The sequence below is a fragment of the Sphingobacterium sp. UBA5639 genome, from assembly GCF_002421245.1.
GTDB classification, from domain to species: Bacteria; Bacteroidota; Bacteroidia; order Sphingobacteriales; family Sphingobacteriaceae; genus Sphingobacterium; species Sphingobacterium multivorum.
In genome coordinates, this window is sequence record NZ_DIJR01000012.1 from 47,074 (window position 1) to 69,557 (window position 22,484).

The following is a 22,484-nucleotide window of genomic DNA, read 5'->3' on the forward strand; positions in this document are numbered from 1 at the left end:
AAGCCTTTCCCTTGTTACAAGGAAAGGCTTCTTGCTGTTAGCTCCGTGGGGATTCTTCACAGAGGCAGCGTATAATTAGTGTGAACTTAAATTTTTCGCTTTCTCTTCATCGAAATTCGCTTCTAATTCAGCCAATTTTTTCTTACCGTATGCCATACGTGTAATCACAACGAATAGTACCGGAACGATAAAGATCGCTAGGAGTGTGGCTGCAGTCATACCACCAAATACCGTCCAACCGATTGTTTGGCGAGAAATTGCTCCAGCTCCATGAGATAGCATTAATGGAATAATCCCCAAGATGAAGGCAAAGGACGTCATGATAATTGGGCGTAGACGCAATTTTACAGCATCTAATGTCGCTTCATAAAGGTTCATCCCGATATCAACCCGTTCCTTAGCAAACTCCACAATTAGAATCGCATTCTTGGCAGCAAGTCCAATGATGGTGACCAGACCAATCTGTGCATAGATGTTATTATCCAATGTAGGGATTAATGTTAGGGTTAATATGGCCCCAAATACACCTAAAGGAACAGATAATAAAATAGAGAATGGTACAGACCAACTTTCGTATAATGCGGCTAAAAGCAAGAACACAAACAGGATACACAACGCAAAAATTTGGACAGTTTTTGATCCCGATTGCATCTCTTGCAGCGACAGACCGGAGAACTGATAGTCAAAACCTTCTGGTAATGTTTGTGCAGCTACTTCTTGTAAGGCTTTCAAAGCATCTCCTGATGAGTAACCAGGGGCCGAACTACCATTGATCTCGATACTTCTAAAGATATTGTAGTGATTGATGATCGAAGGCATAGTCATCAATTCATACTTAACCAGCGTACCCATAGGTACAGGGTTTCCCGACACATTATTGACATACAATTTGTTGATGTCTTCAATATTCATACGGTACGGGATATCAGCTTGTGTGACGACACGGTAACTACGACCATACTTTGTAAAATCATTCACATAGCTACTACCCAAATAGGATGATATCGTCGAATAAATACTGGAGATAGGCACGCCCATGCGTTTTGCCTGTTCGCGGTTCACTTCCAATTTGTAGTTGGGAGAGTTGGTATTAAATAGGGTATAAGCCATTCCAATTTCTGGACGTTGGTTGGCAGCCATCAAGAATTTGCCGACTGTCGCTTCGAAATCTTTGATATTTACCGTCTGTAAATCCTGTACCTGCATAGAGAAACCTCCAGATGTACCTAGACCCGGAATTGCTGGTGGCGTTACCGCCAACACCCTTGCTTTGGTATAGCCCTGGTATTTACCCATAATCATACCAGCGATATCGTTTGCCGTGCGTGTACGGGTTTCCCAAGGTTTAAGCGAAACGAACACTGTTGCACCATTGGATTTAAACGCGCGGTTCAAAATATTGATACCGGAAATTGCAGTAACATACTTGATTTCTGGAAATGTCTTGTGTAGATCGGCTTCAATCTCTTTAAGAACTTCATTTGTACGCGCAGAAGAAGAACCTTCTGGCAATGTAATACCGGCGAAAAATGCACCACCATCCTCTGAAGGAATAAATCCAGTTGGTTTGGTTGTAAACATCCAGCCTGTTCCGATAAAAATACATAACAGAATAATCAATACCAGTGGTGCTTTTTTGATAGCCTGTTTTACACCATTTGAGTACCTGATGGTCACTTTTTCAAACCAAATATTAAATTTGTAGAAAAATTTATTCAAACCTTTAGCGCCTTCATGTACTGCTGTCGGCTTTAATAAAATTGAACATAATGCTGGGGTTAACGAAAGTGCGATAAATGCAGACAGCATAACGGATACTGCAATGGTGATTGCAAACTGTTGATATAATTTACCAACCATTCCAGGGATAAAACCAACCGGAACGAATACCGCAGCCAAAATTAATGCAATTGCAATAACCGGAGCAGTGATATCGCCCATGGCACGACGTGTCGCTTCTTTTGCATCCAGTTTATAATGGTCAATATAGTGCTGGACGGCTTCCACCACAACGATGGCATCATCCACCACAATACCGATGGCCAATACAAAGGCAAGCATGGTCAGGTTGTTGACCGAAAAGCCAAACATTAGGAAGAAGATGAAAGTACCGATGATGGATACGGGGATTGCCAGTACGGGAATTAATGTTGCTCTCCAGCTTTGAAGGAAGAAAAATACCACGACCGTTACCAGAATCAATGCTTCAACCAAGGTGTGGATAACCGAAGAAATAGAGGCATTCACAACCGACACCGTCTCATAACTGATCGTATAATCTACATCCGTTGGAAAAGATTTCTTTAATTTTTCCAAAGCATCGACAATACCTTTTGCGGATTCTACGGCATTTCCTCCTGGGGTTTGATTGATCATCATCGCAGATGAAGTCATACCATTTACGGTAGATGATGTACCATAATTAAATTGACCCAATTCAACACGCGCAACATCCTTTAAGAGTACGATAGATCCATCTTTATTGGTTTTTACAACGATGTTTTCAAAGTCCTCGGGATTTGAAAGATCACTATCGGTAATGATCGGATATTCAAATACCGTCGAAGACTCTTGTGGACGTCCACCAACGCTACCTCCAGGTATACGGGAGTTTTGTTCGGCAATTGCTGTGGATACATCAGCAGGAGTCATGCTCAGGTTGGCTAATTTATTTGCGTCAAGCCACACGCGCATCGAGAATGGTTGCCCGAAAGCCGTTACATCACCGACGCCTTTCACACGCAAAAGTGCATCTTTAACGTATAAGTTGTTGTAATTGGCCAAGAAATTTTCACTTCTAGTTCCTTTTGGTGAAGTTAAAGCAACCAACATCAAGATATCGTTATTGGCTTTACGGGTTGTAATCCCCAAACGTCTTACCGCTTCCGGAAGGGCTGGTTCAGCGATTCCCACACGGTTTTGTACGTCTAAGGTCGCAATATCGATATCCGTACCTACTTCAAATGTCACCGTAATTGTTGCTTGACCATTTGACGTACTATTGGACGACATATAAATCATGCCAGGTGTACCATTGATCTGACTCTCGATAAGAGTTGTCACGGTTTGTTCAACCGTCTGTGCATCAGCTCCGGTGTAATTGGCCGTAACCGTTACTGTTGGAGGTGCAATAGAAGGATACTGGCTAATTGGCAACGTGGATACTGCAATGATCCCGATAATTGAAATCAATATCGAAATAACGATTGCGGTAACTGGCCTCTTAATAAATACTTCTGAAATCATTCTATATCTTTTAGATTCTCTTTAAAAAATTAATGGTGTTATTTTCCTTGAGGTGCGCCTTTTGCAGCCTGTTGGGCAGCGACAGCAGCGTCAACTACTTTAACTCCATTTTGGACATTCATGGCACCATCGACAACGATTTTCTCACCATCTTTAACACCTTCTTTGATCACAATTTTGTCACCGGCTTTAATACCTAATTTTACTTGGCGAATTTCAGCTTTACTGCTATCATTTACGGTATAGAGGTTAAATACGCCAAGCTGTTCGAAAACGGCTTTGTAAGGAACCACAACTTCTTCCGTAGCTGAGGTTGTCGATACATTCATCGTAATATTCATACCGGCCCGCAATTCGTTGGCATTGTTGGGGAAAGTAGCGCGCACTTTGATCGTCCCGGTTGCAGGGTCAACTGCGCGGTCGATGGTTGTGATTGTTCCTTTACCTTCATACGTACTTCCATTTGGCAATACAAGAGAAAGATCCGATGATGAATGGCTACTTTGCAGTTGGGTAAATTTGGTAATATCCTTTTCATTTACCTGAAATTCAACAGCTATTGGGCTAGTTGAAGACAAGGTATTCAATAGGGTCGTACCTGGATTGACCAAGGCGCCCAAACGTACCTGTGATATTCCTACGGTACCACTAAAAGGAGCCCGAATGGTCGAACGCGATAAGTTTGTATTCGCGGTGACCAAAGCTGCACGAGCAGACTCTACCTGTGCCTGCGAAGCGGCTACATTCGAAACTGCATTGTCAAATACCTGCTTCGCAATCGCATCTTTATCGGCTAATGTTTGGTAGCGCGCTAGATCTCTTTTTTGGCGGTCCAAATCCGTTTGTGCTACCTGTAAGCTTGCTTTAGCTTGTTGGACAGCCGCATTGTAGCGTGTTCCATCAATTTCATAAAGCGCTTGTCCTGCGGAAACTACTGCGCCGTCAGAAACATATATTTTGGTGATATAGCCGCTTACTTCCGCATATAGATCTGCTTCGTTCAACGGTTTGACTGTTGCTGGATAGCTGATTGTACCTGTAACAATCTCATGTGATGCTACGCCAAAGCTGACAGGAACAACTTTTTCAGCCTGAGCCTGTGCTGCACCTTGCTTTTTTGCATCCTTATTTCCACAAGAGGTCCATACTAATGCCGTCCCAAGGAAGAAAGCGAATAATAATTGTCTTTTATTCATGATTTGTATTAGTTTCCGTTTATTAATTAATTTGTGTGGATTGCCCCAACTGCTTTCTGAACATCTAATTTACTTGATAATAGTGCATAGAGGGAGTTCAAATAATTAAGTTGCGTTGTTTTGAGATCAGTTTCTGCTGTCATTAGATCGAGGTAAGTTTTGATACCTTCGTCATATTGAAGTTTGATGGTCTCGTATACTTCTTTGGAGAGTTCCACATTTTCTTTAGCTGTTTTCCAATCATTTAAGTTAGCATTATAGGTTGCTCTTGCCAGCGAATACTCTGTGTTAATGCTATTTTCTAAATTTTTGATGTCCCAGTCAATTCTTTCTTCCTGCAATCTGGACTTATTGATTTGTTTTTTACGTTTAAATCCGTCGAAAATTGAAAAAGAAACATTTAGGCCGGCAACTGAACCCGGGAAATTATCGGAGTAAAGTTTACTAAATTTATCATTTCGATAGTTGAAAGCGTAATTATAAAAAGCACTTACACTTGGTAAATATGTCCATTTATAGTATTGCGTGCTCAACTGCTGGATTTTTTTGGATGTTTCCAATTGTTGGAATTCAATTCGATTAGAGACATTTATTCCAGCAGTTGTGTCTAACAAAATTTCTGATTCCATATTGCTATTGTCAAAGGATAGCGTCAAATTTTTGCTTTTATCCAAAGCTAGCAATTGTTTGAGGTATTCGTATTTATATTTGCGAAGCTCAACCGTTCTTTTCTCGTCTGCATTCGAATTTGCCAAAGCAATTTGTGCTCGCTTATAGTCGGTCTTATCGACTAAGCCCACATCGTATTGAGATTTTGCATCTTTCAATTGTTTTTGGAGGCGAGCGATATTTTCTCGTACAATCTTGATCTGCTCTTCCGAAGTTAGGATATCATAATAGGCTTTGCTGACCTCTACAACAGCGGTGATCTTTTTGTTCTCCGTATTTTGTTTATTGCCAAGACGTACCAATTCTGCCGCTTTCTTCGCCTGCATTAGCTCTGGATTTAGGATCTGTTGATCCGCTTGAAGCGTTAATGCACTTGCATTGTTCTGCCCCATTTTGATATTATTTCCGCCAATATTTGCTAATGGAACAATGACATTATAATTATAACTTCCTTTTAGACCCAATTGTGGATACCAACCTGAAAGAGAGATGTCAATATCCTTTTCACCGATGGTCTCGTCCAATTGCGCTTGTTTTACAGCGATTTGATTACGTAAGGCGTAATCAATCAGCTGCTGAAGTGTTGCATTTGCCGGCAAGTTTTCAGATTGCTGTTGTGCAAATCCTGTATTACTCAAAAGCGATAGGGCCGCTAAGGAATAAACGATTTTATTAAACTTCATATATGTAATTAATTATTTTTTTCTCTATTAATAGCCCCATCCCAAATAATCCCCATTAAGTCCTCCACATTTTGTTCGGAAAACTTGAGATCTTTAAATTTGATGCTGTGAACAGTTGATAGTGCCACGCCAATGTAACTTGCCACCAAAAGATGGACATCTACCTGCTTCAAAATTTTTCGATCAATGCCTTCCTGTAAAAAATCAACAACTTTGTTTTGCCCCCCCACAGGTTCTTGTATCTCAGCTTTGTTCTTCTCGTAATAAGGGGAGGAAAAAAACTGCTCAAAAAAACTAAAGATGTGCCCGTTCTCTAGATAGAACTTGACAAAGTTGCGCCAAATATGAAAAAATGAGTCTTTATAGTCGAAATCATCTTTTATACCATCAAAAATATACTCATTGAGTAGTGTTCTACAATGTTTGAACAAACCAAAAATTAGATCGTCTTTTGACGGGAAATAATGGTAGATAGTCCCAATTGCTACATCAGACTCTTGTGCGATTTTGCTCATCGGCGTTCCATGGAAGCCGTTTGTTTGTATAAGTTTTAGTGTGCTGGCAAATACTGCCGCAATTTTTTCATTGGAATTCATCAATCGAACGTTCATTCGGTTGCAAAATTAACGATTAATTTGGATCCAAAATGTCAGAATATTGTTATAAATCAATAAATATAAAACGATTTGAATCAATAATACAATAAGGAAAAAGAGATGAAATTGTTTTCGTATTTTTATTTTTTTTGATCGGTGGAGGGGAGGTAAAGGTGAAGGATCGCAAATAGAAAAGCGGTGATTTGATTAAATCACCGCTTTTCTATTTGCAACCTTTTAAACTTTTCTCAACATCTTCCAAAGGATATAAATTTTTTCCTTTGTTGATCTTGGTATTGATATAGGTTAATACATAAGCGATATCAATTGCGGAAAGATTTGAAGCTGGCATGGTATTATTGAACTTTTTACCCGCAACTTCAAGTTCACCAGAAGTTCCGTGCTTGATGATGCAAGCAAGATCTTGACGATGAGTTTGCAGAAAGGTGGTATCGGTTAGGGGCGGATAGAGATTGCCCAATCCTTCACCTTTCTCTCCATGACAATTTTGACAATGTGTTCGGTATACCTTTTGACCGTTGACCGCATATTGCGCAGTTTTGATATCAACTTCATGCTGACAGCTTATCAAGACCGCTAAAATAGCACCAATTGTTATACCTGTTTTTAAGAGAATGTGCATGTTATTTTTTATCCTTGCTCAAGAGTAAAGGTAAGTCGTTCATCAGTTTTTTTACTTGCTCATCATTTGTACCGTCGTAGGCGCCCCGAATTCGCTTATCTTTGTCTATTAAGACAAGGTACCCCTGATGATCGTAACCTCCAGGCGCATTTTTATCTTCAGCGGTATAAACCAGATATTGATTGGCTAGACCATATATTTCTGCTTTAGTCCCCGAAACAAATTGCCAGTGATTATTGGTTACACCCAATTTATTGGCATAATCTTTCAGTACGTAGGGTTGATCGTATTTAAAGTCTATACTATGGGAAAGGAAACGAACTTCTTCATTATCCTTGTATTGCTGGTATATCTTTAATAGGTTGCGATTCATCGTCGGACAGATACTTGGACAATGGGTAAAGAAGAAGTTGGCAATATATACTTTACCCTCAAAATCTTTGTCTGAAATCATTGTACTATCCTGATTGAGCAGTTTAAAAGGCGGAATAGTATGATAGACTGTATCTACGATTTGTTTTCCATCAACTGTTTTTTCTACAGCTTCTCTTTCGCCATAGATGGGTAAGCTTGTCTGGCTATTGTTTTTACAGGAAAATAAACCGAGTAAAAGACCAGTTGCGCAGTAAAATTTAGTTATGGATCTCATGTGTTTAATAGTTTTGTTTGTTAAAGCTTGATTCCATCTTTACACGAACAACTTAATGTTAACCTAAAGAGGGGCGGACTGTGTTATTTGAATTTTTGGATTTAAAAATTCTTTAATTTGTCTTGGCTTTCTTTAGCAACATTATCAAATATTTTTTTCATATCACTTACTTTTTGAAGCTCTGTTTCAAAATATTTAACATCTGTTGAATCTGGGTTATATCCTTTCATCCAGTCCATCATATGGTCTGTAGCACTTTCTAAATTAGCTTTCAATGTGCTTAGCTCTTTTCTTGTTAAATTGGTGTCTAAATCAGCCTTAGTTGTTTTTAGGTTTTTTAAATTTGCCAAAATAGAATCTATCTTAACAACATCGCGGTCGAAATGAGCGATTTGAGGCATAATTTCATCATGTATCTTAATAGTTGAATCTTGCAGGGCTTTTACACCTGTTGCACCATTTCCCTGGGTTCCACATGCTGCTATTGCCAAGGATGCGATAGCTACAAACGCGATTTTATTCATGTTTTATGTTTTTTGGTAATTGGACAAATATATTAATTTCTTATGGCTCAATATTTCGATTTCTGGAAGGGAATGTAAAATTCAAGTCACGAATATAGGTTTCACAACGTACCGTGGCACAGAGGTCACCAGACTTATCTTTAATTTCCAGGGTAAAATCCTTAACTACTTTGCCTTTTGTGCGGATAATATGGGCACATTCTTCAAGGATTTCCTCTGAGAGTTGCACAGAATATTCCACGCTGGTTTTGCCGGGTTTCTTAAAGGTGATCTGTGATGATTTTAACCAAGCAACGGTTTTCTTAAAGCCAATTTTTTGAAGGTATTGGTCGATTAGGATAGGGAAGATGGGGTCTGCTGCAGAAAAGATTGTTCCACCAAAGAGTGTTTTGTTGGTATTGATGTTGAATGGTGTTTTATATATTTTTACTTTGGCACCTTGGAAGCCAGGACTAATTTTTTTTACCCAGATTCCTTGAAATAGAAAGGGCGGGTAAATACGTAATAGCCATGTTAAGGCAAGTGGACTATATCTCATGATGCAAAAATAAAACAATGTGTCGGATTATTTTTCGAAATCTTGGTTTTATAGCTTCACTATGGTATTTTTACAGATCAAAAAACCTAAAATGTCAACAATAAAAGAAAAACAACCCAATAAAAAAGTGTGGTTACTGGTTATGATTGCGTCACTGGGCTATTTCGTCGATATCTACGATTTGATTATTTTCTCCATCGTCCGTATTCAGTCCTTCACTGATATTGGCGTCCCTGCGGAAGAGATGCGGGTAAAAGGTGAATTTGTGCTCAATATGCAAATGGGCGGTTTGCTGTTGGGTGGAATTCTTTGGGGGATTATAGGGGATAAATTTGGACGTTTAAAAGTGCTTTTTGGATCGATTCTTTTATACTCTGTAGCGAATATTGCAAATGGTTTTGTACATGATGTGCTTATGTATGGTATTATTCGTTTTATAGCGGGCGTTGGTTTGGCCGGAGAACTGGGGGCGGGAATTACCTTGGTTTCTGAAAGTATGCATAAATCAAAACGCGGTTATGGGACCATGTTGGTTGCCGGTGTCGGTGTTTTAGGAGCTATATTGGCCTATTTTGTCTCGGAAGAATTTGACTGGCGGACGGCCTACTTTGTCGGTGGTGGAATGGGCTTACTGTTGCTATTGCTGCGCATTGGCTCTTTTGAATCAGGATTATTTAAGGAGCAAGATAAATCGGGTGTTGTGAAAGGGGATATCCGTATGCTTTTCACAAATAAAAGCCGGTTAAAACGGTATGTTAACTGTCTCTGTATTGGCCTTCCAATCTGGTTTGTTGTCGGTGTTTTGGTTACACAGGCTCCGGAGATCGGCAAGGCCTTGGGGGCTACAGGTACACTGAGTGCTGGTCAAGGGGTGATGTTTACCTATATCGGTATTTCTATCGGGGATGTACTGGCAGGAATATTCGCACAGATTTTAAAATCCCGCAAAAAAGTGGTGTTTATATGTCAATTAATTATCATTGGAAGTTCACTATGGTATTTATTGAGTGATGGTATTACAGCGACAAAGTTTTTAAGCCTTGCCTTTATAATGGGCTTAGGAGTAGGATATTGGGCAACCTTTGTGACTATCTCAGCGGAACAATTTGGTACAAATCTCAGAGCAACTGTTGCAACGACGGCCCCCAATTTTGTACGGGGTGCACTCATTCCGTCAACAATGCTATATGGACTTCTAGTAAATGCGTTTGGAATTGTGCCAGCAGGAATTACAATGGTTGTCGTTCTTTCGGGTATAGCAATTTATTCGTTGACCCAGTTAGAAGAAAGCTTTGATAAAGATTTAGACTACCTGGAAGAGTAGTCAATAAATAGCTATTTTTTTCGTCCCGGACATTTTTTACAGCGTTTGCCTTCTTTATATTTTTTGCAACACTTTTTAAAGCAGGCACAAGAAAAGTCAGAAAAAGGGTTCATAGCCGTATTCCGAAACTGAAACAACCCAGCTTTATTTTCTGACTCATCGATCTCCAACACAGATTCAATAACTTCGTTCATAATACAAAGTTACAATTTGTTTAAAACAATTCTAAATAATAGAATTGTTTTTACATTTTTTTGATCAGATTTTCAATTATTTTAGGGAAGTACTGATGTTCGAGTTGCTGTCCTTTAAATTTAATAATGTCTAAAGTATCGTTGGGATCCACTTTGAATCGTGCTTGGTATATAATTTCCCCCTCGTCGAAATGTTCATTTGCGAAATGGATCGTAATGCCATGTTCCTCTTCCTTATTGGCCAAAACGGCTTTATGTACATGGTCACCATACATACCTTTGCCACCATATTTTGGTAGGAGAGCAGGATGTATATTTATAATTTGATTTGGAAATGCTTTCAGCAGGTTATTTGGAACGAGCCAAAGAAAACCCGCCAAAACAATCAGATCAATATTTAAGTTTTTAAGAATGTTGACAACGTTGTCGGTTTTGTAAAATTCGTCACGATCAAATATATGTGCAGGTATTTCAAAATTGTCGGCTCGTTGAATAACGTAAGCATCAGGGTTATTGGATAAAATCAAGGCAACCTCAGCTTCATCTGAATACTTGAAATGTTCCATTATTTTTTGAGCATTGGACCCTGAACCTGAAGCAAAAATAGCAATTCGTTTTTTCACGATTAATAAGTATTAATAGATTTGATCGATTTAAAAATTAGCCCAAACTTACGGATTTTTTGTAAAAAAACTAAAATAATAGTTGACTGAAGCGCATTTTTAAGTATTATTGATTAAAATTAATTGAATAGTCACTGTTGGTTTAAATTTCTTTAACATGAGGTTCCTTTGTTCCCTATTTTTTGTAAGTGTATTTTTCTTATTTAAACCTGTTTTTGCACAGGCACCCAAAACACTTCCATCGTTTACTTTTGAGGAGGTCTATCAGGCCAGCAAGTTTAATTCAGACAGGCTTCCAAAATCGGGCTATATTGTGTTGGATTTTTACGACCCGGGTTGTGGCCATTGCCAGAAAATGGGGGCTGGTATCGCACGCAATTTGTCCAAATTCAAGAATGTATCCTTCTATTTTATCTCCATGAATGATAAGCCTTATGTCGATGGATTTATTAATATGCATGCGAAGGCATTGAAAAGTGCCCCAAATGTCAAATTCTTGTTTGATGCTGGAACTCAATTTATTGAAAAATTTAAGCCAAGCAATTACCCATCGCTCTATATCTATGACGCAAAAACCAAAGTATTGGTACAGCATTTGGACGGCGAAGACGATGTAAACAAGTTGTTAAAAGCTTTAGGTATTACAGGTTAAATGTTTAAAAATTAACAATAAAAAAAGAACGTCCGACAGTACTGTCGGACGTTCTTTTTTTATTGTTCTTGTTTATTGATGAACACAAATTTACCGTCGAATACATCCAGACGAATAATCGAATCGCGATTTACTTTTCCGGATAAAATTTCCTTTGATAGTTCATTTAAAATTCGTTTTTGAATAACACGTTTTAGTGGCCTAGCCCCATAAATTGGGTCATAACCAAGCTGTGCCAACCAATCCATTGCTTCATCAGAAGCCGTAATGAATATATTTTGTTCGGCCAGCTGTTTCTGAACATGTGCAAATTGTAAACGAACAATATCTCCAATTTCGTCTCGACTTAATGGCGTAAACATAATCACTTCATCGATACGGTTCAAAAACTCGGGGCGAATCGACTGTTTTAAAAGATCGAAGACCTCATTGCGTGTTTTGGCGATAATTTCATCCCTATTATCATCGGTCAGATGACTGAAATTCTCCTGTATAATGGTTGACCCCGTATTGGAGGTCATGATGATAATGGTGTTTTTGAAGTTTACCGTACGACCTTTGTTGTCTGTAAGATGGCCATCATCCAATACCTGCAATAGGATATTGAATACATCGGGATGAGCTTTTTCAATTTCATCTAACAAAACAACAGAATAGGGTCTTCTTCGGACTGCTTCAGTCAACTGTCCGCCTTCATCATAGCCGACATATCCCGGAGGCGCTCCGATTAAACGAGACACGGCGTGTCGTTCTTGATATTCCGACATATCAATACGAACCATGGATTGTTCGTCGTCAAATAAGAACTCGGCAAGTGCTTTTGCAAGTTCGGTTTTTCCGACTCCGGTAGTCCCCAAAAATATGAACGATCCTATTGGTCGTTTCGCATCATTTAATCCAGCACGTGATCGACGAATGGCATCGGAAATAGCTTCTATTGCTTCATCCTGACCGGCGACACGTTTATGAAGCTCTTCCTCCAGATTCAATAATTTTTCGCGTTCTGATTGAATCATCTTGCTCACAGGTATTCCTGTCCATTTTGCGACAACATCAGCAATGTCTTCTGAAGTAACTTCTTCTTTGAGCATACGCTTGCTTTCTTGTTTTTCAGCGAGTTCAGCCTTTAGTTTGTCCACTTTTTCTTGTGCTTCTTTAATTCGTCCATAACGAAGTTCTGCTACCTTTCCATAGTCTCCGGAACGTTCGGCCTGCTCAGCTTCGAGTTTGTAGTTTTCAATATTCTCAATCTCTTGATTGACATTGTCAACAAGACTCTTTTCTTCTTGCCATGACGCTCTTAAGGTATCTCTTTCCGCAGATAGATTAGCGATACTTTCCGATAATTCTGCAACTTTTTTATCGTCATTTTCACGTTTCAAAGCTTCACGCTCAATTTCCAATTGCATGATACGACGTTCAAGCTCATCGACAGCTTCCGGTACAGAATCCATTTCAAGGCGCAATTTGGATGCTGCCTCATCAATTAAATCAATCGCTTTATCTGGTAGAAAACGATCGGCAATATAGCGCTGTGACAATTCCACGGCAGCAATGATAGACTCATCCAGAATGCGTACTTTATGGTGTGTTTCGTAGCGTTCTTTTAAGCCACGGAGAATGGAAATGGCATCTTGCGTGTCAGGTTCTTCAACCATAACTTTCTGGAATCTGCGCTCCAATGCTTTATCTTTCTCAAAGTATTTTTGGTATTCGTTTAAGGTTGTCGCTCCAATTGCACGCAGTTCACCTCTAGCTAACGCCGGTTTGAGGATATTAGCCGCATCCATTGCGCCTTCACCACCTCCAGCACCTACCAATGTATGGATTTCGTCGATAAAGAGTATAATGTCTCCATTGGAATCGGTAACTTCTTTTACAACCGCTTTTAGACGTTCTTCAAATTCACCTTTATATTTAGCTCCGGCAACCAAAGCGCCCATATCTAAGGAAAATACAATCTTAGATTTTAAGTTTTCAGGTGCGTCGCCTTTTATAATTCTGTAAGCAATACCTTCCGCAATAGCCGTTTTACCAACCCCAGGCTCACCGACAAGTATCGGGTTGTTTTTGGTACGACGGGAGAGTATTTGCATCACACGTCGAATTTCTTCATCACGGCCAATAACGGGATCCAATTTGCCGGACTCGGCATATTCATTTAAATTTCGGGCATATTTCCCCAGTGCATTGTAGGTGGCCTCCGCATTTTGATCAGTTACCCGACTGTTTCCGCGCAATTCTTTTATGGCGGTCTTTAAGTCTTTTTCTGTAACGCCCTGTGACTTAAGTAATGTGGAGGTCTTATCAGAAGTTGCCAGAATACCCAATAATAAATGTTCTACCGAGACAAATTCATCATTGAATTCTTTGAGATAGCCCTGTGCTTTCTGAAGTGCATTGTTGGCATCGCTACTTAAATAAATATTGCTGCCACTGACCTTCGGAAAACCTTCAATTTGTTTATCTAGTTCCGTTCCGAGATAGCTGATGTTGACATTTAACTTTTTTAATAAGTGGCTGACGACATTTTCATCTACTGTGAGTAAAGCTTTTAAAATATGCGCTGTCTCAATCGCCTGTTGTTGATGGCCAGCCGCAATTTCGGAAGCTTTTTGTATAGCCTCTTGGGCTTTAATTGTATAGTTGTTAAAATTCATTTTTATTCTCTTATTTAAAGTTTCGTTGATACATATGGGTTATAACAATTGAAGTGCCATTCGGGTTTTAAGCCATACTTCGGAAAAAATGGCAATAATTTTTATTGAATCATGACAAATTTTCAGTTATTAAAAATAATGCGCTTGATTTTTAAATAATTGGCTTAGCAGGGTATAAAATTCTTGAAATCGACTTGCATTTTTGGTTTAAGCTTTCGATATTTGCAGCATCTTAAAACGGTCAGACGTTATAAGATTGAAAAGAAGTAACGCCTCTTTAGCTCAGCTGGTAGAGCAACTGACTTGTAATCAGTAGGTCATTGGTTCGATTCCGATAAGAGGCTCTTTTAAGCAAAATGCATTAAACTTCTTTAAAAAGCCTCTTTAGCTCAGCTGGTAGAGCAACTGACTTGTAATCAGTAGGTCATTGGTTCGATTCCGATAAGAGGCTCTTTGAGCGACACTCATTAAAATTCATTTGAAAGCCTCTTTAGCTCAGCTGGTAGAGCAACTGACTTGTAATCAGTAGGTCATTGGTTCGATTCCGATAAGAGGCTCATAAAAAAAGATCCCCAAGATTTCTTTGGGATCTTTTTTTGTTTAGTCCAAACTAAGTTTTGCTGCTGTAGCGATTTTCTTTGGTATATCTGTGTTATCCATTTTCTGACTGAATTGCTCGGAGCCAACTCCGATCGCATATACCGGTGCATAGGCGGCCGAATGGTTATTAGAGGCCCAGCTTATTGATCCCATCCGATTTAAGATTGAAATACTCAATGCGGCTATTTTGTCGTCGCTTGCGTAAAGGCTTTTTGCGGTTTCATTTTGATGATCGACAAAGCTTTTTTGATAGGCAGCTTCTAAAGCACTACGATCAGTTTCATGGATTGTAATTTTGGAAAATAAACCAGTTTGAGCAGCAATGAGATTCTTGAGATCGTCCCATGTTGCATTTGGATTATTCTTACGAAGGTTGCCAATTGCGTTCGAAAGTTCTGCATGCGAGGTTTTTTGGTGGGACAAGAATTTTGTTTTCAGCGAAGAACTTCCATTACCGACACCTAATCCTCCTGTTTCATGGTCCGCTGTAACGACTATAAGTGTTTCATTTGGGAATTTTTTATAAAAATCATAGGCGAGTTGTACGGAGGCATTGAAATCCAATACTTCCTGAATCGTCGTAGCTGCATCATTTGCATGGCATGCCCAATCAATTTTTCCACCTTCAATCATTAAAAAGAAACCATTTGTATTGTTTTTATGCAGTGAAGTGATAGCTGCAGATGTGATATCTGCCAATTTTAAATCATTTGGCTTTTGGTCTATGGCATATTTAAGGGCATCTATGGGACTGTCATCTGAATTCATCAATATGATCTTATCTGATTTATTGGGTAGTTGTGCATAAGCATCTTTTCCTTTAAGCACGTTATAGCCGGCTTTTTCTAATATGGGGAAAAGCGATGGCGCCTTTTTATGATCAAATGCTGTTTCGGGTTTGAGAAAATTGGATCCGCCAAAAAAATCAAAATTGGAAGTGACAATTTCTTTACCGATTTCATAATACATATCGCGGTCTGCTTGGTGCGCATAAAATGAAGCCGGGGTAGCGTGGTCTATGCTGACGCTTGTAATAATACCGACTTTCCTTCCTTTTTGCTTAGCGGCATAAGCTATACTCTTATAGGGGACAGTTCCTGTACTGTCCATGCCGATAACGCCATTTTTGGTTTTTTTTCCAACGGCTAATGCGGTACCTCCAGCGCCTGAATCCGTTACGCCATTGGAGAGTGAATGTGTGGAGGCAAATCCAACATGAGGAAATTGGGTAAACACAAGTGAGATGGGATTATCTTTATGCTGTACTTCCGCTTGATGAATTTCGGTGAGATTAACCTGGTTGAGGCCCATGCCATCACCAATTAAGTAAAAGATGTATTTTGCTTCTTGGCCAAAAGAGGGGCAAACATGTAAAAAAACGAGGAGAAACAGAAATAAAACGTGTTTTTTCATTTGAATGGTTGTTATTTTAAAAAAACACAAATTACAGCCTTAGGATTAGCTTACTGTTAATTCAATATTATGAATTGTTTTTTTACTTGTTTCAACTGGTTTCTGCTGCTAATTTCTGGATATCTTTCACGGTTACTGTATGGATACCTGTTGTGTAGTGATTGATCGCCTGTAAAATTGCGGAAGCAACTTGTGCTACCGAAAGTGGCTTATAGGATTTGAATAATCCTATCGAATTAAGGATACGAAGGGTAGTAATGGCTGTCTTTTCACCGAAGCGATCTGTGTTTGGTCGTATTAATCCTCCCGGCTGGAAAATGATAAGCCGATTAAAATTTAGTGCTTTAACATCCTGTTCAAGGGTTCCTTTCATGCGGTTATAAAAAATTTTTGATGCAGGATCCGCAAGAAGAGCCGATAATAAGAGAAACGTAGGAAAACCATTTTTTTTTGCCAATGCCGCAAATTGCAAATTAAGATCATGATCTATTTTCCATTGTGCATCTTTACTGCCAGCGTCCTTTAATGTGGTGCCAAGGCAGGAAATAGCGATGTCGCCTTGGATCTCGCGCTCAAAATCCGTTAGATTTTCAAAATCTATGATAACCTGTTTCAATTTAATGTGCTCATCAAACGACACACGTCTTAAAAGAACAACGATTTCCGTAACTTCCTTAGATTTCAACATCAATTGAATGAGCGCCCTTCCTGTAGCACCAGAACCGCCAATTAAAACTACCTTCATTATTTCCTTACTTATTTTCTTTACTAATTATCTTGAATGAATTGCTTTACTGAGAGTTATTGCCCAGATGATTGAGTATGCAATTAATCTTTATAATTAGGCTTGCCAGGAGTAAAGCGAACAATAGATTGATCCAATCGGAGGGTGTCTGCTACAGTGATTAGATCTTCTTCGACAATAAAATTTTGATCAATAGCGGTTTTTATTGTTGTAAAGTCCTCTTGATCGGCATCTTGGAAATAGAGTAGGGATTGAATTGTAGATACTGCCACCAGTTCGAGTAATTCGTCTTCACCTTCGTATCCAACGTAGAAAAAATCTGCCATAATATTGATATTTGATGTTATACGAATATACTTTTTTATTTTTAAAATTTGCCAAATAGCGTGATAACTTCTTGAAGAGTGATAGGCATTATGTCAAAAAGTTGTTGAAATTTGACTTTCTTTTATCCAGTTGTGGGCAGCAAGTGTAAAATACATTATATTTGATATAGTCATTTTAAAGATAATTAACAATAAGTTTTAATAACGATGGATAAAGAGCAGATACAAAATTGGTTAGATAATGGGTATGATATACTTCATCATGGAAGACCAGTGAAGGTTGAAGGTGATTTGTGGGATTACATCGATGGATTGGGAAGTTATGAAAATGTGTATGTTTTACGAGAATTAATCTATTGGACGGAAGAAGAGTTGGCAAATATTGGTAAATAGCGTTGAGACCCTGAAAATCCGTGTTCAGGATCCCTTCGGTTGTTTCTTGTGCTAGAATATAATATTACGTTTGAAAGCACAGCCTAATTCGATAAGGGAGTCTGTCTTCGCAATTCCTGGAATGCTATCGATTTTTTCATAAAGTAGTTGTCGCATATGTTCGTGATTTTTAGCAATAATTTTCACATATAACGTGTAGTTGCCCGTAATATAGTAGCATTCTGTAACTTCTGGTATTTTTTTGAGCTCTTCAATAATTCTGCTCGAATCATGATCTTTTTCTAAACTTAGCCCTGTAAAAGCACCCCAATCATAGCCTAGCTTCTTTTCATTCAATACGGGCTTTATACCTGTCAGTATCCCTTGTTCCGTCAAACGGTTGATTCGTTGATGGATCATGGTATTGGATACGCCCATGGCTGTTGCTATTGCAGAGTAGGCCATCCGTCCATCTTCGTCTAAATATTTTAAAATCTGTAGATCAAAGTCATCGATATTATTCATTGTAGAAAGCGGTTTAAAAGTTAATTTAAATATTTCTACGCTAATTTAGGGTTAAATTTTATTTTTCAGTCAATAAAAAAGTAAATATTGTATATTTGTTCTTATTAGAAAAAACTGAATTATGAGTACAGTAGCTAAACAAGGTAAGGGCGAGATGTTCATTGCCAAAGAAGAAAAATATGGAGCGCACAATTATCATCCTCTTCCGGTCGTCTTGGAACGAGCTGAAGGAGTTATGGTGTGGGATGTTGATGGAAAGTCTTATTTTGATTTCTTATCTGCATATTCAGCTGTCAATCAAGGACACTGCCATCCACGGATTGTACACGCTTTAAAAGAGCAAGCCGAGAAATTAACATTAACATCCAGGGCATTTTATAATAATAAACTGGGTGATTTTGAAGAAATGCTTTGTCATCTTTTTGGATTTGATAAGGCTTTGGTCATGAATTCGGGCGTTGAAGCTGTGGAAACGGCAATGAAGCTTTGTCGTAAATGGGCCTATCAGGTGAAAGGTGTAGCAGCCAATCAAGCGAAAATTGTCTTTGCCAAGGACAATTTCCATGGTAGGACAATCTCTGTGATATCGGCATCCAATGATCGTACTGCAACACACGAATTTGGGCCCTTTTTAGATGGCATAGTACTCGTTCCCTATAATGATGTTGATGCACTAGAACAGTTATTCAAAGCAGATGAAAATATCGCCGGTTTTATCGTTGAGCCAATTCAGGGCGAAGCGGGTATTGTCGTTCCTGATGAGGATTATCTGATGCGCGTGAGACAATTATGTACAAAATACAATGTATTGTTTATTGCAGACGAAATTCAAACCGGTATTGCTCGGACGGGAAGCATGTTGGCATCCTATGCTATTGATGATGCGCAGAGTCAAAGCAAACCAGATGTTCTGATTTTAGGGAAAGCTTTATCGGGCGGTGTATTGCCGGTATCGGCAGTGTTGGCAAATGATTCCATTATGTTGTGTATTAAACCGGGCGAACATGGTTCGACTTATGGTGGGAACCCATTGGCCTGTGCAGTGGCTATGGAAGCGTTAAATGTTGTGCGGGATGAAAATTTGACGCAACGGGCGTTTCAGATGGGGGCCTTGTTTTTGGATGGATTGCGTCAGATTGCTGCTAAGTGCACGTTAATTACAGAAGTGCGAGGAAAGGGGCTCTTGACTGCCATTGTAATTGATGCGGATGAAGAAAGTGATTTGGCCTGGAATATCTGTCTCAAATTTAAAGAAAATGGACTTTTAGCGAAGCCTACACATGGTAACAAAATTCGATTGGCTCCGCCGCTGGTTATTACAAAAGAGCAAGTCGAGACTTGCTTAGGGATCATTGAGCGATCGTTGACTAATTTGAAATAGTGTATGGAGAAAATGATTGAATTGATCAAAAACAGATCGGATATAGGAGCAGGGACTAGGGGTTCAGATCTGGGCATCGACGCCATCGAGATAGCTGCAATTAATAAAGGAAGTCAATATTTCATTAACTATCCATTTGTTGATGTGCCGACTCGAAATAGCTCCATTTATCAGAATGATAATCATCCTTTTGCGAAACATATTCAGCAGGTTTATGAACAATGCAAACAAGTAGCTTCCACCGTTGAAGATAGCTTATCTTCCGGCAATTTTCCATTGGTGTTTTCAGGGGATCATTCCTCCGCAATGGGGACGATCAGTGGTTTAAAGTCCGCTTATCCTGATAAACAACTCGGTGTGATCTGGGTAGACGCGCATGCCGATATTCATTCTCCGCACACAACACCTTCTGGTAATATGCATGGAATGCCTTTAGCGGCGATGTTGAATGAGGATAATATCCCGTGTAAAATCAATAAAATAGACGAATCGACACAAGAATTTTGGAATAAACTAAAACGAATAGCTGGCCCAGTAGGTAAAATACTATCCAATCATTTGATTTATTTTGGTGTAAGGGATACGGAAGAACCGGAAGATCTGGTCATTGAACGATTTGGCATTAAAAACTATCGTGTGGAAGATACGAGACAGCGCGGAATAACCGATTGTGTGGCTGAAGCATTGAAAATCCTAGAAGCATGTGATATGATTTATATCTCTTTTGATGTGGATAGCATGGATAGTGAATTGATCTCGGATGGCACCGGAACACCAGTACCGAAGGGGTTTTTGCCAAGGGAGATTGTGTCGATTTTAGAAGAGATCATCCGATCGGGTAAGGTGATTTGTTTTGAAATTGTTGAAGTTAATCCACTATTGGACAATAAGGGTAACAAAATGGCAGAGGTGGCATTTGATATATTAGAACGGATCACTCCGCTCATTGAATTGAAATCGAGTAATTAACCGGTTTTGGGATTGTCTATTTTCAAGCCCTTTTATTGATGTGTATCGTCAATAAAAGGGCTTTTTTAATAGTATATCGTTGAACTTGGTGGATAAAAATAAGTCAGCCTTTCTTATGTTAAAACTCGTATTACTCTATGTGATTTAATATTGTGTTAACATGTTTCATGTACATTTGCAATTCGATTATTTACATGAAATATGAGGATTTCTGATAAAATTATTTTGTTTCTACTTTTTTTTATACAGCTTTTTTTGTGGCAGCCAGGTACTGCGCAGGTTGAATCCTTTAAGGATATTAGAGGATTAAGTCAAAACCATCCTGATTCTGCAATTATGCTCGTAAAAAAACGTTATGCAAAAGCTGTTACGGATAAAGACTTATTATTACAAGCCAATTGTTTACAGGCGATTGGATGGTTATGTGTTAATCAGGGGCATTATGGACAGGCGCAGGACTACTATTTTCAAGCCGATCGAATCTATACGCAATTAAATTCAAAACAGCATCTTGCTTCGAATTGGAGTGATATCGGGGAGCTCAATATTTTCAACAAACAACATGATCTAGCGAAAGTTTATTTTAACAAGGCGCTACATTCTTTCCGAACAGAAGGGGATAAAAATGGAGAGGCAGGTACATTAGGGAATATAGGTCATTTATTTGAAAAGGAAGCGAACTACGATTCCGCCTTTGTCTACCAGAATCTTGCTTTGTCCATTTATAGCAGTATTGGTAATAAAAATGGAGAAGCCAAGATCCATGAAAATTTAGGCAGTATTTATGAAGATCTTGCAAGGTATGACAGCGCTTTTTTTCATTTTGAAAAAGCACGTACCCTCTATACGGAAACAAAAGACAATTATGGAAAAATTGTGGTCATAAATAATATGGGCGATATTTTTAGGAAGACCAATAAATATCCAGAAAGTATTAAACTCACGCAATTGGCTTATCAGATGGCGGAAAATTTGGGTGATGTGTATCAAATGGCTGCTACGACAAAAGATTTGAGTAGAACCTACGCCTTGCGTGAGCAGATGGATAGCGCCTATTTTTATGCAGAAAAGAGCCGTAAGTTGGTGCTTGAACTTTATAGTGTGGATGGTGCTCGCCATACTGCTTTTTTTCAGGCACTCTACGATATGAATCAACAAGCCGAAGAGATCGAGAAATTACAAGTAACCAAAAGAATCAACTTAATCATGCTCTGGGGAACAATCGTGGTTTTAATTTTGTTAATTGTGTTATCCTATGTATTGCATAGTCGCCAGAAAATTAAGATCAAAAACCAGATCTCCGATTCCCGAAAACAGGAGGCCGAACGCGAGTTGACCGAAATTGCACTTAAAAACCAGTTGCTTGAAGATAAGCAGCTCAAACAAGAACTGTCGCTCAAGCAAAAGGAATTGACATCCCATACCTTAAATTTAATCCGTAACAATCAATTTTTGGAAGAACTTCGTGATGAATTAAAAGGAATGGTTAAGGACGAACGCCGGGATCAAAAACGACAGATGCAGAAGTTGGTGTTGCAGATCAATGAAAATATCACACAGGGTATTCATTGGAAAGAGTTTATGGGAACTTTCGAAAAGGTACATCACAGCTTTTTTGAAAAACTTATTCGACGATTTCCAGATTTGACGGCCGCGGATATGCGGTTAATCGCATTGCTTAAAATAAATTTGAATAATATCGATATTGCCGTCTTATTGGGCATATCACAAGATAGCCTTCGTGTTGCCAGACATCGATTGCGAAAAAAACTAAGACTGGAACAAGGAGAGGACCTCGCGGGCTATCTTGTTGGGATTTCATAATTTTTTAACACAGGAGTAATAGAATGTTAATGGCGCTTAAATTGCATTTAAACTGCTGTTTATTAGATGTTTAGTAGTGCTTGTTTCCTCGCTGTATAGCCCACTTTCTACCTTGTTTCCTCATTGTAACGC

20 protein-coding genes and 3 tRNA genes are annotated in these 22,484 nt (G+C 38.9%); 9 read left to right on the forward strand and 14 right to left on the reverse strand.

Features of this window, described 5'->3' with window-relative positions; genetic code table 11:
* Nucleotides 1-75: 75 nt before the first annotated feature.
* From B4Z90_RS08605 to B4Z90_RS08640, 8 genes are all read right to left on the reverse strand, one after another.
* Nucleotides 76-3,246, reverse strand: a complete 3,171-nt coding sequence (locus B4Z90_RS08605; protein ID WP_070563807.1) for an efflux RND transporter permease subunit — start codon at nt 3,244-3,246, stop codon at nt 76-78.
* Nucleotides 3,247-3,284: 38 nt separating this feature from the next.
* Nucleotides 3,285-4,442, reverse strand: a complete 1,158-nt coding sequence (locus B4Z90_RS08610) for an efflux RND transporter periplasmic adaptor subunit (RefSeq protein WP_046673554.1) — start codon at nt 4,440-4,442, stop codon at nt 3,285-3,287.
* A gap of 26 nt (nt 4,443-4,468) precedes the next feature.
* Nucleotides 4,469-5,794, reverse strand: coding sequence for a TolC family protein (locus tag B4Z90_RS08615; RefSeq protein ID WP_046673553.1), 1,326 nt, complete (start codon nt 5,792-5,794; stop codon nt 4,469-4,471).
* An 8-nt stretch (nt 5,795-5,802) separates the two neighbouring features.
* Nucleotides 5,803-6,405 (reverse strand): TetR/AcrR family transcriptional regulator, encoded by a 603-nt coding sequence (locus B4Z90_RS08620; protein ID WP_046673552.1) that lies wholly within the window; start codon nt 6,403-6,405, stop codon nt 5,803-5,805.
* Between the two features lie 208 nt (nt 6,406-6,613).
* Nucleotides 6,614-7,033, reverse strand: coding sequence for a c-type cytochrome (locus tag B4Z90_RS08625; RefSeq protein ID WP_070563810.1), 420 nt, complete (start codon nt 7,031-7,033; stop codon nt 6,614-6,616).
* Nucleotide 7,034: 1 nt separating this feature from the next.
* Nucleotides 7,035-7,682 carry an SCO family protein gene (locus B4Z90_RS08630; RefSeq protein WP_070563813.1) on the reverse strand — a complete coding sequence of 216 codons (648 nt, stop codon included), beginning with the start codon at nt 7,680-7,682 and terminating at the stop codon, nt 7,035-7,037.
* Nucleotides 7,683-7,783: 101 nt separating this feature from the next.
* Entirely contained in the window at nt 7,784-8,206 is a 423-nt protein-coding gene (locus tag B4Z90_RS08635; protein WP_070563816.1) for a hypothetical protein, read from the reverse strand.
* A 40-nt stretch (nt 8,207-8,246) separates the two neighbouring features.
* Nucleotides 8,247-8,744, reverse strand: coding sequence for a PaaI family thioesterase (locus B4Z90_RS08640; RefSeq protein WP_070563819.1), 498 nt, complete (start codon nt 8,742-8,744; stop codon nt 8,247-8,249).
* A 91-nt stretch (nt 8,745-8,835) separates the two neighbouring features.
* On the opposite strand from B4Z90_RS08640, the gene B4Z90_RS08645 reads away from it, so the two are divergent.
* The gene (locus B4Z90_RS08645; RefSeq protein ID WP_286801956.1) at nt 8,836-10,068 is read left to right on the forward strand and encodes an MFS transporter; all 1,233 of its coding nucleotides are present in this window, start codon (nt 8,836-8,838) and stop codon (nt 10,066-10,068) included.
* A gap of 244 nt (nt 10,069-10,312) precedes the next feature.
* Here the strand turns inward: B4Z90_RS08645 and purN are convergent, their stop codons facing one another.
* Nucleotides 10,313-10,885, reverse strand: a complete 573-nt coding sequence (purN, locus tag B4Z90_RS08650; protein WP_070563826.1) for a phosphoribosylglycinamide formyltransferase — start codon at nt 10,883-10,885, stop codon at nt 10,313-10,315.
* Nucleotides 10,886-11,042: 157 nt separating this feature from the next.
* Between purN and B4Z90_RS08655 the strand changes: the two genes are divergently transcribed.
* Entirely contained in the window at nt 11,043-11,537 is a 495-nt protein-coding gene (locus B4Z90_RS08655; RefSeq protein WP_286801957.1) for a TlpA family protein disulfide reductase, read from the forward strand.
* A gap of 59 nt (nt 11,538-11,596) precedes the next feature.
* On the opposite strand, the gene clpB is transcribed toward B4Z90_RS08655, so the two are convergent.
* Entirely contained in the window at nt 11,597-14,197 is a 2,601-nt protein-coding gene (gene clpB, locus B4Z90_RS08660; protein ID WP_075992745.1) for an ATP-dependent chaperone ClpB, read from the reverse strand.
* 271 nt (nt 14,198-14,468) lie between these two features.
* Here clpB and B4Z90_RS08665 point away from each other — a divergent pair.
* The 3 genes from B4Z90_RS08665 (at nt 14,469) to B4Z90_RS08675 (ending at nt 14,754) form a co-directional block, all read left to right on the forward strand.
* A tRNA-Thr gene (locus tag B4Z90_RS08665) sits at nt 14,469-14,541 on the forward strand.
* Between the two features lie 34 nt (nt 14,542-14,575).
* Nucleotides 14,576-14,648 (forward strand) — tRNA-Thr (locus B4Z90_RS08670).
* A 33-nt stretch (nt 14,649-14,681) separates the two neighbouring features.
* Nucleotides 14,682-14,754 (forward strand) — tRNA-Thr (locus B4Z90_RS08675).
* A 43-nt stretch (nt 14,755-14,797) separates the two neighbouring features.
* Here B4Z90_RS08675 and B4Z90_RS08680 read toward each other — a convergent pair.
* From B4Z90_RS08680 to B4Z90_RS08690, 3 genes are all read right to left on the reverse strand, one after another.
* Nucleotides 14,798-16,210, reverse strand: a complete 1,413-nt coding sequence (locus B4Z90_RS08680; RefSeq protein ID WP_286801958.1) for an alkaline phosphatase — start codon at nt 16,208-16,210, stop codon at nt 14,798-14,800.
* Nucleotides 16,211-16,301: 91 nt separating this feature from the next.
* Nucleotides 16,302-16,955, reverse strand: a complete 654-nt coding sequence (locus B4Z90_RS08685; protein ID WP_286801959.1) for an NAD(P)H-binding protein — start codon at nt 16,953-16,955, stop codon at nt 16,302-16,304.
* Nucleotides 16,956-17,038: 83 nt separating this feature from the next.
* Nucleotides 17,039-17,281: a hypothetical protein gene (locus B4Z90_RS08690; protein WP_046673541.1), complete on the reverse strand. Its 243-nt coding sequence runs from the start codon at nt 17,279-17,281 to the stop codon at nt 17,039-17,041.
* A 207-nt stretch (nt 17,282-17,488) separates the two neighbouring features.
* On the opposite strand from B4Z90_RS08690, the gene B4Z90_RS08695 reads away from it, so the two are divergent.
* Nucleotides 17,489-17,674, forward strand: a complete 186-nt coding sequence (locus tag B4Z90_RS08695; RefSeq protein WP_046673540.1) for a hypothetical protein — start codon at nt 17,489-17,491, stop codon at nt 17,672-17,674.
* 51 nt (nt 17,675-17,725) lie between these two features.
* Here B4Z90_RS08695 and B4Z90_RS08700 read toward each other — a convergent pair whose 3' ends face one another.
* Nucleotides 17,726-18,178, reverse strand: coding sequence for an Lrp/AsnC family transcriptional regulator (locus B4Z90_RS08700; protein WP_046673539.1), 453 nt, complete (start codon nt 18,176-18,178; stop codon nt 17,726-17,728).
* 121 nt (nt 18,179-18,299) lie between these two features.
* On the opposite strand from B4Z90_RS08700, the gene rocD reads away from it, so the two are divergent.
* The 3 genes from rocD (at nt 18,300) to B4Z90_RS08715 (ending at nt 22,352) form a co-directional block, all read left to right on the forward strand.
* Nucleotides 18,300-19,559: an ornithine--oxo-acid transaminase gene (rocD, locus tag B4Z90_RS08705; protein WP_286801960.1), complete on the forward strand. Its 1,260-nt coding sequence runs from the start codon at nt 18,300-18,302 to the stop codon at nt 19,557-19,559.
* Nucleotides 19,560-19,562: 3 nt separating this feature from the next.
* Nucleotides 19,563-20,528 (forward strand): arginase, encoded by a 966-nt coding sequence (locus tag B4Z90_RS08710; protein WP_286801961.1) that lies wholly within the window; start codon nt 19,563-19,565, stop codon nt 20,526-20,528.
* 255 nt (nt 20,529-20,783) lie between these two features.
* Nucleotides 20,784-22,352: a tetratricopeptide repeat protein gene (locus tag B4Z90_RS08715; protein WP_286801962.1), complete on the forward strand. Its 1,569-nt coding sequence runs from the start codon at nt 20,784-20,786 to the stop codon at nt 22,350-22,352.
* The last annotated feature ends 132 nt before the right edge of the window (nt 22,353-22,484 follow it).

Coding starts and splice junctions, on each gene's coding strand:
- B4Z90_RS08685 (WP_286801959.1), bottom strand. CDS start 16,955: ATGAAGGTAGTTTTAATTGGCGGTTCTGGTGCTACAGGAAGGGCGCTC.
- B4Z90_RS08645 (WP_286801956.1), top strand. CDS start 8,836: ATGTCAACAATAAAAGAAAAACAACCCAATAAAAAAGTGTGGTTACTG.
- B4Z90_RS08635 (WP_070563816.1), bottom strand. CDS start 8,206: ATGAATAAAATCGCGTTTGTAGCTATCGCATCCTTGGCAATAGCAGCA.
- B4Z90_RS08610 (WP_046673554.1), bottom strand. CDS start 4,442: ATGAATAAAAGACAATTATTATTCGCTTTCTTCCTTGGGACGGCATTA.
- clpB (WP_075992745.1), bottom strand. CDS start 14,197: ATGAATTTTAACAACTATACAATTAAAGCCCAAGAGGCTATACAAAAA.
- B4Z90_RS08680 (WP_286801958.1), bottom strand. CDS start 16,210: ATGAAAAAACACGTTTTATTTCTGTTTCTCCTCGTTTTTTTACATGTT.
- rocD (WP_286801960.1), top strand. CDS start 18,300: ATGAGTACAGTAGCTAAACAAGGTAAGGGCGAGATGTTCATTGCCAAA.
- B4Z90_RS08710 (WP_286801961.1), top strand. CDS start 19,563: ATGGAGAAAATGATTGAATTGATCAAAAACAGATCGGATATAGGAGCA.
- B4Z90_RS08630 (WP_070563813.1), bottom strand. CDS start 7,682: ATGAGATCCATAACTAAATTTTACTGCGCAACTGGTCTTTTACTCGGT.
- B4Z90_RS08620 (WP_046673552.1), bottom strand. CDS start 6,405: ATGAACGTTCGATTGATGAATTCCAATGAAAAAATTGCGGCAGTATTT.
- B4Z90_RS08640 (WP_070563819.1), bottom strand. CDS start 8,744: ATGAGATATAGTCCACTTGCCTTAACATGGCTATTACGTATTTACCCG.
- B4Z90_RS08615 (WP_046673553.1), bottom strand. CDS start 5,794: ATGAAGTTTAATAAAATCGTTTATTCCTTAGCGGCCCTATCGCTTTTG.
- B4Z90_RS08695 (WP_046673540.1), top strand. CDS start 17,489: ATGGATAAAGAGCAGATACAAAATTGGTTAGATAATGGGTATGATATA.
- B4Z90_RS08605 (WP_070563807.1), bottom strand. CDS start 3,246: ATGATTTCAGAAGTATTTATTAAGAGGCCAGTTACCGCAATCGTTATT.
- B4Z90_RS08625 (WP_070563810.1), bottom strand. CDS start 7,033: ATGCACATTCTCTTAAAAACAGGTATAACAATTGGTGCTATTTTAGCG.
- B4Z90_RS08690 (WP_046673541.1), bottom strand. CDS start 17,281: ATGGCAGATTTTTTCTACGTTGGATACGAAGGTGAAGACGAATTACTC.
- B4Z90_RS08700 (WP_046673539.1), bottom strand. CDS start 18,178: ATGAATAATATCGATGACTTTGATCTACAGATTTTAAAATATTTAGAC.
- B4Z90_RS08655 (WP_286801957.1), top strand. CDS start 11,043: ATGAGGTTCCTTTGTTCCCTATTTTTTGTAAGTGTATTTTTCTTATTT.